15 protein-coding genes are annotated in these 15,503 nt (G+C 63.1%); 10 read left to right on the top strand and 5 right to left on the bottom strand.

Annotated features, from left to right (window positions below; all coding sequences use genetic code 11):
- Positions 1–2 precede the first annotated feature (2 nt).
- The 9 genes from gcvA (at position 3) to AC0L2P_RS04785 (ending at position 9,915) form a co-directional block, all read left to right on the top strand.
- The gene (gcvA, locus tag AC0L2P_RS04825; RefSeq protein ID WP_473500099.1) at positions 3–914 is read left to right on the top strand and encodes a transcriptional regulator GcvA; all 912 of its coding nucleotides are present in this window, start codon (positions 3–5) and stop codon (positions 912–914) included.
- A gap of 213 nt (positions 915–1,127) precedes the next feature.
- On the top strand, positions 1,128–2,438 hold the full coding sequence (locus AC0L2P_RS04820) for an ABC transporter substrate-binding protein (RefSeq protein ID WP_473500098.1): 1,311 nt from the start codon (positions 1,128–1,130) through the stop codon (positions 2,436–2,438).
- 113 nt (positions 2,439–2,551) lie between these two features.
- Positions 2,552–3,424 carry a carbohydrate ABC transporter permease gene (locus AC0L2P_RS04815; RefSeq protein ID WP_473500097.1) on the top strand — a complete coding sequence of 291 codons (873 nt, stop codon included), beginning with the start codon at positions 2,552–2,554 and terminating at the stop codon, positions 3,422–3,424.
- Between the two features lie 11 nt (positions 3,425–3,435).
- Positions 3,436–4,260 carry a carbohydrate ABC transporter permease gene (locus AC0L2P_RS04810; protein WP_292662404.1) on the top strand — a complete coding sequence of 275 codons (825 nt, stop codon included), beginning with the start codon at positions 3,436–3,438 and terminating at the stop codon, positions 4,258–4,260.
- A gap of 51 nt (positions 4,261–4,311) precedes the next feature.
- Positions 4,312–5,316: an ABC transporter ATP-binding protein gene (locus AC0L2P_RS04805; RefSeq protein WP_473500096.1), complete on the top strand. Its 1,005-nt coding sequence runs from the start codon at positions 4,312–4,314 to the stop codon at positions 5,314–5,316.
- A complete protein-coding gene (locus AC0L2P_RS04800; protein WP_473500095.1) occupies positions 5,313–6,083 on the top strand; it encodes an L-iditol 2-dehydrogenase in 771 nt (256 codons plus the stop codon). The genes AC0L2P_RS04805 and AC0L2P_RS04800 overlap by 4 nt, the downstream gene beginning before the upstream one ends.
- Positions 6,084–6,154: 71 nt before the next feature.
- The gene (locus AC0L2P_RS04795; RefSeq protein WP_473500094.1) at positions 6,155–7,633 is read left to right on the top strand and encodes a mannitol dehydrogenase family protein; all 1,479 of its coding nucleotides are present in this window, start codon (positions 6,155–6,157) and stop codon (positions 7,631–7,633) included.
- A gap of 15 nt (positions 7,634–7,648) precedes the next feature.
- Positions 7,649–8,332, top strand: a complete 684-nt coding sequence (locus AC0L2P_RS04790) for an HAD family hydrolase (RefSeq protein ID WP_473500093.1) — start codon at positions 7,649–7,651, stop codon at positions 8,330–8,332.
- Positions 8,329–9,915, top strand: coding sequence for an FGGY-family carbohydrate kinase (locus AC0L2P_RS04785; RefSeq protein ID WP_473500092.1), 1,587 nt, complete (start codon positions 8,329–8,331; stop codon positions 9,913–9,915). Before AC0L2P_RS04790 ends, AC0L2P_RS04785 begins: the two co-directional genes overlap by 4 nt.
- 14 nt (positions 9,916–9,929) lie before the next feature.
- On the opposite strand, the gene AC0L2P_RS04780 is transcribed toward AC0L2P_RS04785, so the two are convergent.
- Entirely contained in the window at positions 9,930–10,511 is a 582-nt protein-coding gene (locus tag AC0L2P_RS04780; RefSeq protein WP_473500317.1) for a histidine phosphatase family protein, read from the bottom strand.
- A 232-nt stretch (positions 10,512–10,743) separates the two neighbouring features.
- Between AC0L2P_RS04780 and AC0L2P_RS04775 the strand changes: the two genes are divergently transcribed.
- Positions 10,744–12,147 (top strand): MATE family efflux transporter, encoded by a 1,404-nt coding sequence (locus tag AC0L2P_RS04775; protein WP_473500091.1) that lies wholly within the window; start codon positions 10,744–10,746, stop codon positions 12,145–12,147.
- A gap of 16 nt (positions 12,148–12,163) precedes the next feature.
- On the opposite strand, the gene AC0L2P_RS04770 is transcribed toward AC0L2P_RS04775, so the two are convergent.
- The 4 genes from AC0L2P_RS04770 to speB all read right to left on the bottom strand — a co-directional run bounded on the left by AC0L2P_RS04770 (position 12,164) and on the right by speB (position 15,486).
- Complete coding sequence (locus AC0L2P_RS04770) at positions 12,164–12,811, bottom strand: amino acid ABC transporter permease (protein ID WP_473500090.1); 648 nt, start codon at positions 12,809–12,811, stop codon at positions 12,164–12,166.
- Complete coding sequence (locus AC0L2P_RS04765) at positions 12,808–13,476, bottom strand: amino acid ABC transporter permease (protein WP_473500089.1); 669 nt, start codon at positions 13,474–13,476, stop codon at positions 12,808–12,810. The genes AC0L2P_RS04770 and AC0L2P_RS04765 overlap by 4 nt, the downstream gene beginning before the upstream one ends.
- 6 nt (positions 13,477–13,482) lie before the next feature.
- The gene (locus AC0L2P_RS04760; RefSeq protein ID WP_473500088.1) at positions 13,483–14,292 is read right to left on the bottom strand and encodes a transporter substrate-binding domain-containing protein; all 810 of its coding nucleotides are present in this window, start codon (positions 14,290–14,292) and stop codon (positions 13,483–13,485) included.
- 132 nt (positions 14,293–14,424) lie between these two features.
- Entirely contained in the window at positions 14,425–15,486 is a 1,062-nt protein-coding gene (gene speB, locus AC0L2P_RS04755) for an agmatinase (RefSeq protein ID WP_473500087.1), read from the bottom strand.
- Positions 15,487–15,503 lie beyond the last annotated feature (17 nt).

The raw sequence follows: 15,503 nt of genomic DNA, 5'->3' as shown, positions 1-15,503 counted from the left end.
TTATGCCGGAGCTCAATTCACGACAGCTGGTTTCGCAGCTTCCTCCGCTTCAGGCGATCCGGGTGTTCGAGGCGGTGGCGCGGCATCTCTCCTTCACCAAGGCCGCCCAGGAGCTTGGCATGACGCAGGCGGCGGCAAGCTATCAGATCAAGCTTCTGGAGGAGCGCATCGGCGCGCCCTTGTTCCTGCGCCAGCCAAAACAGATCGTGCTGACCGAACCCGGCCAACGCCTGGCGCCCGCGGTAAGCGAAGCGTTCGCGCTGTTGAGCGGCGCCTATGCCGCCGCGCGCACCGGCGCCGACGGCGTACTTTGCGTTTCGACGCTGCTGACCTTTGCCTCCAATTGGCTGGCGCAGCATCTCGGTTCTTTCCAGGTCGCGCATCCTTCGCTGGCGGTGCGCGTCGATACTTCGAACAGGGTTGTCGACTTTGCCAGGGAGGATGTCGATATCGCTATCCGCTCCGGCGGCGGCAACTGGCCGGGCGTCGAGACCCATATGCTTTTCAGGGCCGATTTCACGCCGGTCCTTAGTCCAAAGCTCGCTGCCAGCATCGGCGGCGTCAAGGAGCCGGCCGACCTGCTGCGGCTGCCGATCCTCGACCCGGGCGACATCTGGTGGCGGGACTGGTTTGCCGCCGCCGGCCTGCCGGTCGAAGAGTTGGCCAAGCGCCCCGGCACCAGCATGGGCGCACAGGCCTATGAGGCCAATGCCGCGATTGCCGGCCACGGCGTGGCGATCGTCACCAAGGCGCTATTCAAGACCGAACTTGCCGACGGCCGCCTGATCCAGCCCTTTGATCTGGTTGGTGATGACGGCCATGCCTATTGGCTGGTCTATCCGACAGCGCGGCGCAACGTGCCGAAGATCCGCGCCTTTCGCGATTGGATCCTGAGCGAGATCGCTTGCCAGTAGGCTGAATCCCAGCCAGCCCGACAGCAAAGCTCCAGGCCCAATCAGCCCGGCCGAATCCTTCGTCAGGCATGCCGCGAACGTCCCAGGCTTGCCGCTGCACCAGACCGGCGTGCTGCGCTGCAGCAACGAATCCGTCTTGACATAAATCACAGCAAGTGAGTAATTGCTCACAACCAAGGCAAATGCTCATCTTGGTTTATGGGAGGAATTTTGATGAAACTTCGCACGTTCACCCTAGGCCTGTTCTCGGTCAGCGCGTTTGCTTTCGCCGCGCATGCCGAATCCATTACGATCGCCACGGTCAACAATGGCGACATGGTCCGCATGCAGAAGCTGACCGATGACTTCACCGCCAAGAATCCCGACATCCAGCTGCAGTGGGTCACGCTCGAGGAAAACGTCCTGCGTGAGCGCGTCACCACCGACATTGCCACCAAGGGTGGCCAGTACGACGTGATGACAATCGGCACCTACGAAGTGCCGATCTGGGCCAAGCAGAACTGGCTTTTGCCGCTCGACAAGCTCGGCGATGATTACGATGTCAAGGACATCATCCCGGCCATAGCCGGCGGCCTGTCGGTCGACGGCAAGCTCTACGCCGCGCCCTTCTACGGCGAAAGCTCTTTCGTCATGTACCGCAAGGACCTGATGGAAAAGGCGGGCTTGAAGATGCCCGACGCACCGACCTGGGACTTCATCAAGCAGGCCGCCGACAAGATGACCGACCGCGCCAACGGCGTGAATGGCGTCTGCCTGCGCGGCAAGGCCGGCTGGGGCGAGAACATGGCCTTCCTGACCGCCATGTCGAATTCGTTCGGCGCGCGCTGGTTCGACGAGAACTGGAAGCCCCAATTCGACCAGCCCGAATGGAAGAACACGCTGCAGTTCTATGTCGATCTGATGAAGGCCGACGGCCCCGAGGGCGCGTCGTCCAACGGCTTCAACGAAAACCTGGCGCTATTCCAGCAGGGCAAATGCGGCATGTGGATCGACGCCACTGTCGCTGCCTCCTTCGTCTCCGACCCGAAGAACTCCACCGTCGCCGACAAAGTCGGCTACGCGCTGGCACCGGACAATGGCCTCGGCAAGCGCGGCAATTGGCTGTGGGCCTGGTCGCTTGCCATTCCCGCCGGCACGCAGAAGGCCGACGCCGCTCAAAAGTTCGTATCCTGGGCAACCAGCAAGCACTATGCCGAGCTCGTCGCCTCGAAGGAAGGCTGGGCCAATGTTCCGCCGGGAACGCGCACCTCGCTCTATGCCAATCCCGAATACCAGAAGGCGGCACCGTTCGCCAAGATGACGCTGGACTCGATCAACGCCGCCGATCCGACGCACCCGACCGTCAAGCCGGTGCCTTATGTTGGCGTCCAGTTCGTCGCTATCCCTGAGTTCCAGGGTCTCGGCACCACCGTTGGCCAGCTCTTCTCGGCGGCACTTGCCGGCCAGTCGAGCGTCGACGATGCCTTGAAGCAGGCGCAGGACGCGACCACCGCGACGATGACCGAGGGCGGTTACATCAAGTAGGTTCCTCCCGGTGCCGGTTGCCAATGGCGACCGGCAACGGCCGCCCGAATCCCAGTTCGGGCGGCCAGCTTTCACACCGCTGAAAAATTGGCCGACCTCGAAGGGTGACCGTCATGGCTACTCAGCAGACCCGTTCGCTTGCCCGTTTCATGATGGCGCCATCCGTGGTGCTGCTGCTTGTTTGGATGATTGTGCCGCTGGCATTCACGCTGTGGTTCTCCTTCCAGCAGTACAATCCGCTCAATCCGATGCGCGACGGCTTCGTCGGGTTTTCGAACTACGCGCTGTTCTATTCCAACCCGGCATTCCTGCAGTCGATCCTCAATACGCTTACCATCGTCGTCAGTGTGCTTTTGATCACGGTGATCGGCGGCATCCTGCTGGCCCTTCTGCTCGATCAGCCGATGTGGGGACAGGGCTTCGTCCGGATTCTCGTCATCTCGCCCTTCTTCGTCATGCCACCGGTGGCGGCACTGGTCTGGAAGAACATGATCATGCATCCGCAATACGGTGTCTTCGCCGATATTGCGCGCTTCTTCGGCGGGCAGCCGATCGACTGGTTCGGGCAGCATCCACTCACGGCGGTCATCATCATCGTCGCCTGGCAGTGGCTGCCGTTTGCGACGCTGATCCTGTTGACCGCGCTTCAGTCGCTCGACGGCGAGCAGAAGGAGGCCGCTGAGATGGACGGCGCCGGCTTCATCAGCCGCTTCATCTATTTGACGCTGCCGCATATGTCGCGCGCCATAACCGTGGTCATCCTGATCCAGACGATCTTCCTTCTGTCGGTCTATGCCGAGATCCTCGTCACCACCAATGGCGGCCCGGGATATGCCTCCACCAACCTGCCCTTCCTCGTCTACCAGAAGGCATTGCTGGAGTTCAAAATCGGCCAGGCGTCCGCCGGCGGTATCATCGCAGTCATTCTCGCCAACATCGTCGCCTTCTTCGCCATGCGCGCCGTCGGCAAGAACCTGGACAAATAGGGGAGGATAAGATGGCACGTGCAGTCACCACCCAGCACAAGACGATTGCGACCGCGGCCGCCTGGATCGTCGCGCTGCTGATCTTCTTCCCGATTCTCTATACAATCATCACCTCGTTCAAGTCGGAGCAGGAGGCCATCCAGGGCTTCAACTTGTTCCCGTCGGGCACCACGGAGAGCTATTCCGAGGTCCAGGCGCAGAACGGCTATTTCAAGTTCTTCCTGAATTCGGTGTTCCTATCGGTCGGCTCGACTGTCCTGGCTCTGCTCGTCGCCATACCGGCGGCTTGGTCGATGGCGTTTTCGCCGGGCAAACGCACCAAGGACATCCTGATGTGGATGCTTTCCACCAAGATGATGCCGGCTGTCGCCGTGCTGTTTCCGATCTATCTGATCTTCCGCGACACCGGACTGCTCGACAGCCGCATCGGCCTGATGGTCATGCTGATGCTGATTAACCTGCCGATCGTGGTCTGGATGCTCTACACCTATTTCCGCGAGATCCCGGGCGAGATCCTGGAAGCGGCGCGCATGGACGGCGCATCGCTCTGGAACGAGATCATTTATGTGCTGACGCCGATGGCAGTGCCGGGCATCGCCTCGACCATGCTGCTCAACATCATTCTCGCCTGGAACGAGGCATTCTGGACGATCCGGCTGACCACCACCGAGGCAGCGCCGCTCACCGCCTTCATCAGCTCTTTCTCCAGTCCGCAGGGGCTGTTCTGGGCCAAGCTTTCGGCCGCCTCGACACTGGCGATCGCGCCGATCCTGATCATGGGCTGGTTCAGCCAGAAGCAGCTGGTGCGCGGCCTGACGTTCGGGGCGGTGAAGTAACGGAAACTGCCTGACAGAAAACGACGAAATAGCCCTTCGGGGGAGGAAACCATGGGAAACATCACGCTCAAGAACGTCTCCAAATCCTTCGGGGCGACGTCCATCATTCCCGGCCTCGACCTGGTCATCGAGAACGGCGAGTTCGTCGTCTTCGTCGGCCCGTCAGGCTGCGGCAAGTCAACGCTGTTGCGTCTGATCGCTGGCCTGGAGGACACCAGCGGCGGCACCATCAATATCGATGGCCGCGACGTCACCGGTGAGGCGCCGGCCAAGCGCAAGCTGGCCATGGTGTTCCAGTCCTATGCGCTCTACCCGCACATGACGGTGGCCAAGAACATCGCTTTCCCGCTGAAGATGGCGGGCGAGGACAAAGCCACCATCGACAAGAAGGTGAAGGACGCCGCGCGGATCTTGAATCTCACTAACTATCTCGATCGCCGCCCCGGCCAGCTCTCAGGCGGCCAGCGCCAGCGCGTCGCCATCGGCCGCGCCATCGTGCGCCAGCCATCGGCCTTCCTCTTCGACGAGCCGTTGTCCAATCTCGACGCAGCGCTGCGCGGCACCATGCGGCTGGAGATCAGCGAGCTGCACCACCAGCTCAAGACAACCATGGTCTACGTCACCCACGACCAGATCGAAGCGATGACCATGGCCGACAAGATCGTCGTGCTCAATGCCGGCAACATCGAGCAGGTAGGCTCGCCGATGGAGCTCTACAAGACGCCGAAGAATCTGTTTGTCGCCGGTTTTATCGGTTCGCCGAAGATGAACCTGATCGAAGGCGCGCCGGCCGCCAACTATGGCGCCAGGACAGTCGGTATCCGTCCGGAACATATGAACATTTCGAAGACGTTGGGCGACTGGAAGGCGACGGTCGGCGTTGCCGAGCATCTCGGCTCCGACACGTTCTTGCACGTCCAGGCGGATGGTGTCGGGCCGCTGACGGTGCGTGCCGACGGCGAATTGCCTGTCCATCACGGCGACACGATCTATCTGACGCCGGACAAGGCCAAGCTACATCGCTTCGGCGCCGATGGGAAAGCGATGCTGCAATGAGGCTCCGGGGTAAATCGGCGCTGATCACCGGATCGGCGCGCGGCATCGGCAGGGCATTTGCCGAAACCTATGTGAGCGAAGGGGCGACGGTCGCGATCGGCGACATCAATCTCGAGGCCGCCGAAAAGACGGCTTCGGAAATCGGCGGCAATGCCTATGCGGTGAAGCTGGACGTCACCGATCTCGCGTCTATCGATGCGGCCGTCAAGGCGGTCGAAACCAGGGCTGGCGGCCTCGATATCCTGATCAACAACGCTGCCTTGTTCGACCTGGCGCCGATCGTCGAAATCACTAAGGCAAGCTATGACAAATTGTTCTCGGTCAACGTTGCAGGCACGCTGTTTACGTTGCAGGCCGCCGCCCGTGCGATGATTGCCCGCGGCAAGGGCGGCAAGATCATCAACATGGCGAGCCAGGCCGGGCGCCGCGGCGAGGCGCTGGTTGCCGTCTACTGCGCTACCAAGGCGGCGGTCATCTCGCTCACCCAGTCGGCAGGGCTCGACCTGATCAAGCACGGCATCAACGTCAATGCCATCGCACCGGGTGTCGTCGACGGCGAGCACTGGGACCATGTCGATGCCTTGTTCGCCAAGTTCGAGAACCGGCCGAGGGGCGAGAAGAAGAGGCTTGTCGGCGAAGCCGTGCCTTATGGCCGCATGGGCACGGCGCAAGACCTCACCGGTATGGCGGTGTTCCTGGCCAGCGACGAGGCCGAATACATCGTTGCCCAGACCTATAATGTCGATGGCGGCCAGTGGATGAGTTGAGGGGGCGAAGGCGCTCTTCTCCCCGTCTCCTCCACGGGGGGAAGAGCCGTCCCGCTAAAGGGTAAAAGCAGATGTCCGTGAAACTCTCTTCTTCCAACCTCGCCAAGCTGCCGCCCAAGGTCGCCGGCCCGAAATACGATCGCGCCGCGCTCAAGGCCGGCATCGTGCATTTCGGCGTCGGCAATTTCCATCGCTCGCACCAGGCCGTCTATCTCGACGACCTGTTCAATTCGGGCATCGGCCACGACTGGGCCATTGTTGGCGCCGGCGTCTTCGAGGGCGAGAAGGTCGGCCGCGGCAAGCTGCAGGAGCAGGACTGGCTGACCACCGTGGTCGAGCAGGACAGCGGCCATATGAGCGCGCGCGTCACCGGTGTCATGATCGACTTCCTGATGCCGGGCGACGCGACCGCAATTGTCGAGCAGCTTGCCGATCCGGCGATCAAGATCGTTTCCCTGACCATCACCGAGGGCGGCTATTTCATCGATCCGGCTTCCGGCGTGTTCAATCCGACGCATCCTGATATCGTCGCCGACGCTGCGCCGGGGGCGACGCCGAAGACTGTTTTTGGGCTCATCCTCGCCGGGCTGCTGCGCCGCCGCGCCGACGGCATCGTGCCCTTCACAATCATGTCCTGCGACAACATCCCCCATAACGGCCACGTCACCTCGGATGGCGTTATCGGCCTGGCGCGGCTGATCGACGAGGATCTGGCGAACTGGGTGAGCGAAAACGTCGCCTTTCCCAACGGCATGGTCGACCGCATCACGCCGGCAACCACCGACCGCGAGCGCGGCATTCTCTCCAGCGAATTCGACATCGACGACAATTGGCCGGTGTTTTGCGAGCCGTTCAAGCAATGGGTGCTGGAGGACCGTTTCACCGACGGCCGCCCGCCGCTGGAACAGGTCGGCGTGCAGTTCGTCAGCGACGTCGCGCCTTATGAGCTGATGAAGATCCGCATCCTCAATGGCGGCCATGCGACCATCGCCTATCCGGCCGGGCTGATGGACATCCATTTCGTCCATGAGGCGATGCAGGAGCCGCTGGTCCGCGGCTTCCTCGACAAGCTCGAGCATGACGAGATCATCCCGATGGTGCCGCCGGTGCCGGACACCGTGCTGGAGGACTATTACCAGCTTATCGAGCACCGATTCTCCAATCCGAAGATCGGCGACACCATACGCCGGCTTTGCCTCGACGGCTCCAACCGCCAGCCGAAATTCATCATTCCGACCATCGCCGACCGGCTGAAGGCCGGCAAGAGCGTCACCGGCCTGGCGCTGGAATCGGCACTCTGGTGTCGCTACTGCTTCGGCACGACGGATTCCGGTGCCGTCACCGAGCCCAACGACCCGAACTGGGGCCGGCTGCAGGCGACCGCCAAGGCGGCCAGGGAGATGCCTGCCGCCTGGCTTGCCATGGAAGACATCTATGGCGATGTCGGCCGCTCGCCGGCGTTCGCCGAAGCGTTCGCCCATGCGCTCAAATCGCTGTGGGCGGACGGCGCGCGCGCGACACTGACGCGCTATCTCGCCGGCGACCTCTGAAGCCGATCCAGCGCGATGGCGCCTGAACTGGTCATTTTCGACTGTGACGGCGTGCTGGTGGATAGCGAGATGCTGTCGATGGCGGCATTGCTGGAGATGATCGCGCTTGCCGGCGGCAATGTCAGCGAGGACATTGCCTACGAACACTTCCTCGGCAAGAGCATGAAGAGCGTCCGCGAAATCCTCGCAAGCGACTTCGGGCTCGATCTCACCGACCAGCATCTGATCGAGATGCGCTCCGAACTGATGCGCAAGTTCCGCCGGGAGCTGAAACCGGTGCCAGGCATCGCACAGGTCCTGCCGAAGCTCGGGGTGCCGTGCTGCGTCGCCTCCTCCGGCACGCTGGAGCGGATCCGCTATGCGCTCCAGGTTACGGGGTTGCTTGGGTTGCTGGAGCCGCATCTGTTCAGCGCCGCCATGGTGGCGCGGGGCAAACCGGCGCCCGATCTCTTTCTCCATGCAGCCGATAAAATGGGGGCGGCCGCGCAAAACTGCCTCGTCGTCGAGGATAGCCCGGCCGGCATCGAAGCGGCGCGGGCGGCCGGCATGCGCGTCCTTGCCTTCACCGGCGGCTCGCACACCGGCAACCCGGCACTGAAAGCACGGCTTGCGTCGAGTGAGCCGGACTTTATATTCGCTGACATGCTGCAATTGCACGATCTGATTGCAGGCCTGGGAGCGAGAGCAAGAACACCTTGACCAACAGTTTCGTTTGCGCGGTCGATGTCGGCACCGGAAGCGCCCGTGCCGGCATTCTCGACACCGCTGGCGCCTCGCTCGGCCGCGCCGAGCACCCGATCGCCATGAAACAGCCGAAAGCCGATCACGCCGAGCACGATTCGCAGGATATCTGGTCGGCGGTGTGCATGGCCGTCCGCGCTGCCCGCGAAAAGGCGGGCGTGAGGGCCGAGGATATCGTCGGCATCTCCTTTGATGCCACCTGCTCGCTGGTTGTGCGGGACCGGCATGGCGCCCAGCTCAGCGTGTCCGTCACTGGTGAAAGGCGTTGGGACACCATCGTCTGGCTCGACCATCGCGCCATTGCCGAGGCCGACGAATGCACCGAAAGCAGCCATGCCGTGCTCGATTATATCGGCGGCGTCATGTCGCCGGAAATGGAGACGCCGAAGCTGATGTGGCTGAAGCGCAACCTGCCTGGAACATGGAACGAAGCCGGCTATCTATTCGACCTCACCGACTTCCTCACCTGGAAGGCAAGCGGCTCGCTCGCCCGTTCACAATGCACGCTGACCGCCAAATGGACCTATCTCGCCCATGAAGCGACCGGCTGGCGGCGCGACTTCTTCGAAGCCGTCGGGCTCGGCGATCTTTTCGAGCACGGCAATCTGCCGGAAAAGGCAAGCCCGGTCGGTGCCGATATTGGCCCGCTCGGCGCGCAAGCCGCGGCGGAGCTTGGCCTCACCGAAAAATGCCGGGTCGGCGCCGGCGTCATCGATGCCTATGCCGGCGCGCTTGGCGTGCTCGGCGGCTTCGCTGGCGACGCGACGAACATCGGCCGCCATCTGGCCCTGATTGCCGGTACGTCGAGTTGCGTCATGGCGATGTCGCCCGATCCGCAGCCTTTCGCCGGTGTCTGGGGACCGTATTATGGCGCCGCCCTTCCCGGCCTGTGGCTGTCGGAAGGCGGCCAGTCGGCCACCGGCGCGCTGCTGGACCACATCATCCGCTGGCATGGCGCCGGCGGCGAGCCGGACGCCGCCATGCATGCCAGGATCGCCCGCCGCGTTGCCGAGCTGCGCGCCACCGAAGGCGACAACCTCGCCGCAAGGCTGCATGTGCTGCCCGATTTCCACGGCAACCGCTCGCCGCTTGCCGACCCGCATGCCGTCGGCGTCATCAGCGGGCTGACGCTGGATTCCTCCTTCGACAGCCTGTGCAAGCTGTACTGGCGCACCGCCGTCAGCATCGGGCTTGGCGTCCGCCATGTGCTGGAAGCGCTGAACGAAAACGGCTACCTGATCGACACGCTGCACGTCACCGGCGGCCACACCAAGAACCCTCTGTTGATGGAGCTCTATGCCGACGCTACCGGCTGCACGGTGGTCGAGCCGCTGGCGGACGAAGCGGTGCTGCTCGGCACCGGCATGATTGCCGCCACCGCCGCCAGGCTTTTCCCTGATTTGAACGCTGCCTGCGTTGCCATGCAGCAGGGTGGTAAGACGCGCGTGCCCAATCCGGCTGCCGCCGGTCGGTTCGACCGCGACTATCGCGTGTTTCTCGAGATGCATCGGCAAAGGCAGGCGCTGGACGCGATCCGATAAATCGGGATCGGTCGCTATCTCTGGTTCCAGCGCCGGATAACCGGCTCGTCAAGATGGTGCTCATAACCAAGCACACTCACGCTGGCGGTATCCAGCACGAACAGCGCACCGGCTTGCGGCGGAAGGCCGAGCCAGCGCGCTACTAGCACCCGCAGGAAATGCGAGCTTGAAAACAGCAGGACATTGCCGTCCGCCTCGCGCAATTGGCTGACGATCCGGTCCGCCCTCGAGCCGACATCCGCGGCCGACTCGCCGCGCGGGCAGCCGTCGCCAAAGAGCCGCCAGCCGGGACGCTCGGCGAGGATTTGCTTGGTGGTCAACCCCTCATAGGCACCGTAATCCCACTCCGCCAGATCATCCTTTTTCACGCCTGACGCGCCGAAGCCGGCCAGCGCACAGGTGTTGAAGGCACGCTGCGAGGGGCTCGACCACACCGCCGAGAAGGACAGGCCCTCGAGCCGCTCAGCGACCCGCCTCGCAGCGTCTTCGCCGGCCGGCGTCAGCGGTATGTCGGTCCGGCCGGTATGTTTTCCGGACGCACTCCATTCCGTCTCGCCATGCCGAACCAGATAGATTTCGGGAAACGCGCTCATCAGCGTGCCTTTCAAATGGATCTGCCGTGACCATAGCGGCTTCCACAGCCTCTCCAACAGCCCGCATTGAACCTACTGGCTTAACCCTTCCGCAAGTCAGCCTCTTGCCACCGGTGCCCATTTCGTAGACAAACCCGTCGTAATGCGGAATCCGGCCGATCGTGGCGGTTTCCGCGCTGAGACGCGGCTTCCGGCTCTTGCCGACGTGCCGCAATCGGATAGGCGGAAAACTGGAATGTCTGCGATCGAAGCCGACGCTTGCGCGCCGGAAAACCTTTGGCGTCGGGAAATCAGGGCGATGCTGGCGCTCGCCTGGCCGATGGTACTGACCAATCTCGGCCAGACCGCGATGACGGCTACCGACGTCATGATGATGGGGCGGCTGGGGCCGGACACGCTGGCCAGCGGTGCGCTTGGTGCCAACCTCTATTTCATGCCGCTGATCTTCGGGCTCGGTCTGATGCTGGCGACCTCGCCGATGATGGCGACCGAGCTCGGCCGTCGCCGCCACTCGGTGCGCGACCTGCGCCGCACCGTGCGCCAGGGACTGTGGCTGGCGATCCTCATCTGCCTTCCGATCTGGGTCCTTCTCTGGCACGGCGAGGGCGTGTTGCTGGCCATGGGTCAGGAGCCGGCACTGGCGCACCAGGCCGGCATCTATCTGCGCTGGCTTGAATGGGCGGTGCTGCCCTTTTTCGGCTACATCGTCCTGCGCTCGTTTATTTCGGCGCTGGAGCGGCCGGGCTGGGCACTGATCATCGTTTTCGTTGCCGTCGCCTGCAATGCCTTCTTCAACTGGCTGTTCATGTTCGGCAATCTCGGCATCCAATCGATGGGTATCGCCGGCTCCGGTCTCGCCACCACGCTGTCCAGCACGCTTATGTTCGCCGGCATGGCGGCGGTGGTGATGCTTGAGAAGAAATTTCGGCGCTATCGTCTGTTCGGACGCTTCTGGCGGGCTGACTGGCCGCGCTTCAAGGGCCTGCTGCGGCTCGGCCTGCCGATCGCCGGCCTGCTGGCGTTCGAGGTGACGATCTTCAACGCGGCGGCCTTTCTCATGGGCCTGATCGATGCGGCTTCGCTTGCCGCCCATGCGATTGCCATCCAGATCGCCTCGATCACCTTTATGGTGCCGCTTGGCCTCAACCAGGCGGTGACGGTGCGCGTCGGACTTGCCCACGGCGCCCGTAATCCGGAAGGTGTCAGCCGGGCTGGCTGGACCGCCTATGTCGTCGGTGTCTCCTTCATGGCGCTGATGGGGCTGGTGATGATCCTGTGGCCGCATCTCCTGATCGGCGCCTTCATCGATCTGGGCAATCCGGCTAATGCCGACGTGGTCGCGCTTGCCGTCTCGTTCCTCGCCTTTGCCGCGCTGTTCCAGGTTTTCGACGGCGCGCAGGCGGTCGCCAGCGGCATGCTACGCGGCCTACACGACACCAAGGTGCCGATGATCTATGCCGCGATCGGCTATTGGGGTATCGGCCTCCCGCTTGGCGTGCTGCTGGCCTTCCATTTCGGCTTCAACGGCGTCGGCATCTGGATCGGCCTGTCGTCGGGACTGGCGGTGGTGGCGGCGCTCCTGCTGGTGCGCTGGCTGCTGCGCGACCGTATAGCGCCGCCTCTGGTATTCGGGCGTTGAATTGCTGCTCGCCCGCTCAGCGGGCCGCCGCCCGCTGCTCGAGCGAACGTGCGTATTGCGTCAGCGGGAAGCACATGACGAAGAAGATCATCGCCACCAGGCCATAGACTTTGAACGGTTCGAACGTCGCATTGTTGATCGCGTTGGATGTCCTCACCAGCTCTTCGAAACCGATGATCGAGGTCAGCGCGGTCGACTTGATCAGCTGCACCAGGAAGCCGACGGTCGGCGCGCGGGTGATCGAAAACGCCTGCGGCAAGATGATCAGCCTAAGCTCCTGCAAATAGTGCAGGCCGAGGCTGGCGCCGGCGTCCCACTGGCCGCGCGGCAGTGCGTCGACACCGCCGCGCCAGATCTCGGCGAGATAGGCGCTGGCGAAGAAGGTCAGGCCAACCACCGCCGCGGTCCACGGCTCGATGCGCAAGCCCAGCATCGGCAAGCCGAAGAACATCAGGAATAGCTGCATCAGCAGCGGCGTGCCCTGGAAAAGCGCGATGTAGCCGGAGGCAAGCCACCGCGTCCATTTATTCTTGGCGATGCGGAAGAACAGCACGATCATGCCGACCACGACGCCGCCCATAAACGCAGCCAACGACAACAGCACCGTCCAGCGCGCCGCCAGCAGCAGGTTGCGCAAGATGTCCCAGAAGGTGAATTCGATCATGACACACCGGCTCCGAGAACCCGGCGCCCGCCGCCGACCAGCAGCCGGCGCAGCCCGATCGACAGGATGAGATAGACCATCGTCACCACGAAATAGGTCTCGAAAGCCCGGAACGTGCGCGCCTGCAGCATGTCGGCTTCGTAGGTCAGCTCGCGCACCGCGATCTGCGACACCACCGCGGATTCCAGCATCATGATGACGATCTGGCTGGTCAGCGCCGGATAGATCACCTTGAGCGCCTGCGGCAGAACGATCTTGATGAAGACCTGGCGCGGCCTGAACCCAAGGGCGAGAGCCGCTTCCGTCTGCCCCGGCGGCACCGCGTCGAGCCCGGCGCCAACGATCTCGATCGTATAGGCGGCCATGTTGAGCGTCATCGCCAGCATGGCTGCCAGCACCGGATTGAGCCTGACGCCGATGCTGGGCAGCCCGAAGAAGATGAAGAACAGCTGCACTAGGAACGGCGTGTTGCGGATCACCTCGACATAGACGCCGATCGCCCGCTTGAGCAGCAGCGGGCCATTTCGCCGCCCTGCCGCGCCGAGGATGCTGAGCAACGTTCCCGCCAGCGTGGTCACAGCGATCAACAGGATCGTCGTGGCCGCGCCGCGCGCGATCGCCCCTGTTGCCCCGGCAAGCCAGCCGAAGTCGAGGCTATAGGTCACCGGCGATCAATCCTTGAGATTGGCGGGGTCGAGCGGTGTCTTCAGCCAGGCCTTCGAGCTTTCGTCCAGTTTGCCGTCGGCCAGCATCTTGGCAACCGCGTCGTTAATCGCCTGCTTCAGGCGGTCTTCCTTCTTGTTGAGGCCGATATGCGAAGGCGAGGTGAGAAGCTGGAATTTCTGCTCCGGCTTCAGCGCCTCCTGGCGGGCGAGCACCTGGGCGCCGACATCGTTGCCGACCACCATCAGCTGGGTCTGACCAGAGATGAAGGCCTGGATGACGGAATTGTAGTTGTCGAAGCGACGGATGTCGGCCGAGGCGGGTGCCGCCTCGGTCAGCGAGGTGTCTTCCAGCGTGCCGCGATTGACGGCGATCGACTTGTCGGCAAGGTCTTCCTTGCCTTTGACCGAAAGTGCTGCCGGGCCGATGACGGCGATATAGTAAGGCGCGTAGGCGGCGGCGAAATCGATCACCTGCTCACGTTCCTTGGAATAGCCGACGCTCATCAGCAGGTCGACGCGCTTGTCGGTAAGATACGGGATGCGGTTCTGGCCAGTCACGCTGACCAGATTGAGCTTGACCTTGAGCTGGTCGGCGATCGATTGCGCGACGTCGATGTCGTAGCCCTTGATGCTCATATCGGCGCTGGCCGAGGAGAAGGGCGGGAAATCGGAAAAAATCCCGACATTGATGGCGCCGGCCTTGGCGATGTCGTCGATCGCGTCGGCATTGGCGGCCTGGGTCGTGAAACCGAGGCCGGTCGCGCCGAGCATCAGCACGGCGGCGATGGTTGATTGAAGCTTCATGTGAAGTGTCATTGTCATTCCCCTGCTGGAAGCTTGTTTGAGTGCAACCGTCGGCTCCAGCGCGGCGGTCGCCTTTGGATTCTCTCGTGGACCATGATCCTCTCCGAGAACCGGTTCCCATTTTCGGGATCATGGTCGAGCGTGTCAGCCTGCCTTGTCGGTGATTGCCGGGCTGAAGACCATCAGGCTGAGGATCTCGAACAGCACCTGCGCGCCGGCGTGCGCCGTGTTGGTGGTAGGGTCGTACTGCGGAGCCACCTCGACGACGTCGCCGCCGACGATGTTGAGGCCCTTCAGGCCGCGCAGCAGCTCGAGCACTTCGCGTGTCGTCAGCCCGCCGACTTCCGGTGTGCCGGTGCCCGGCGCGAAAGCCGGATCGACGCTGTCGATGTCGAACGAGACATAGGTCGGGCCGTCGCCGACTATCCTGCGCGCCTTCTCGATGATGGCGGGGATGCCGAGGCCGGTCACCTCTTCGGCATGCACCACGGTCATGCCGGACTCATAGGTGAACTCCCAAAGGTACTCGGCCGAGCCGCGAATGCCGATCTGGATGGTGCGGCTCGGGTCGAGCACGCCGTCCAGCACCGCGTTGCGGAACGGACCGCCATGGTGGAACTTGGTCATGTCGAACAGGCCACTGGTATCGCAATGCGCGTCGATATGGATCATGCCCACCGGCGCCTTCTTGCCGACAGCCTTCAGGATCGGGTGGCTGATCGAATGGTCGCCACCGACTGAAAGCGGGAGAATCCCTGCGTCGACGATCTGGTTGGTGCGGCGTTCGATGTCATCATGGCTGGTCTCCAGCCGGTAGCGGCTCTGGAATGGCACGTCGCCGATGTCGGCGACCTTCAGCTCATGCGTCGGCGCGCATTCCAGCACATGATTATAGGGGCCGATGCGCTCGATGGCGCGCAGCGCCCTCGGCCCGAAACGGGCGCCCGGCCGATTGGTGACGCCAAGATCCATCGGCACGCCGATCATCGCCACCTGCAGATCGCCGAAATCCGGATTGTCGGCGGCGATTTCACGATAGGGCGCCGCGAGGAAGGTCGGGATGCCGGAATAGGGCGCCAGCCGCGTGCCGGTCTTGGAGAAGATCTTGTCGGCGACACGCTGGAATTTCGGGTCGAACATTTCGCCGCCATGGCTCTCGCCATATTTGCGGCGCAACGCTTCGAGCTTGCCGCGGTCGTAACCCATGTCGGTCCTCCATGGCC

This window comes from Mesorhizobium sp. WSM4836, from assembly GCF_055811815.1.
Note: the sequence above shows the minus strand (reverse complement) of the source record. Positions and strands in the feature narration are given on the sequence as shown.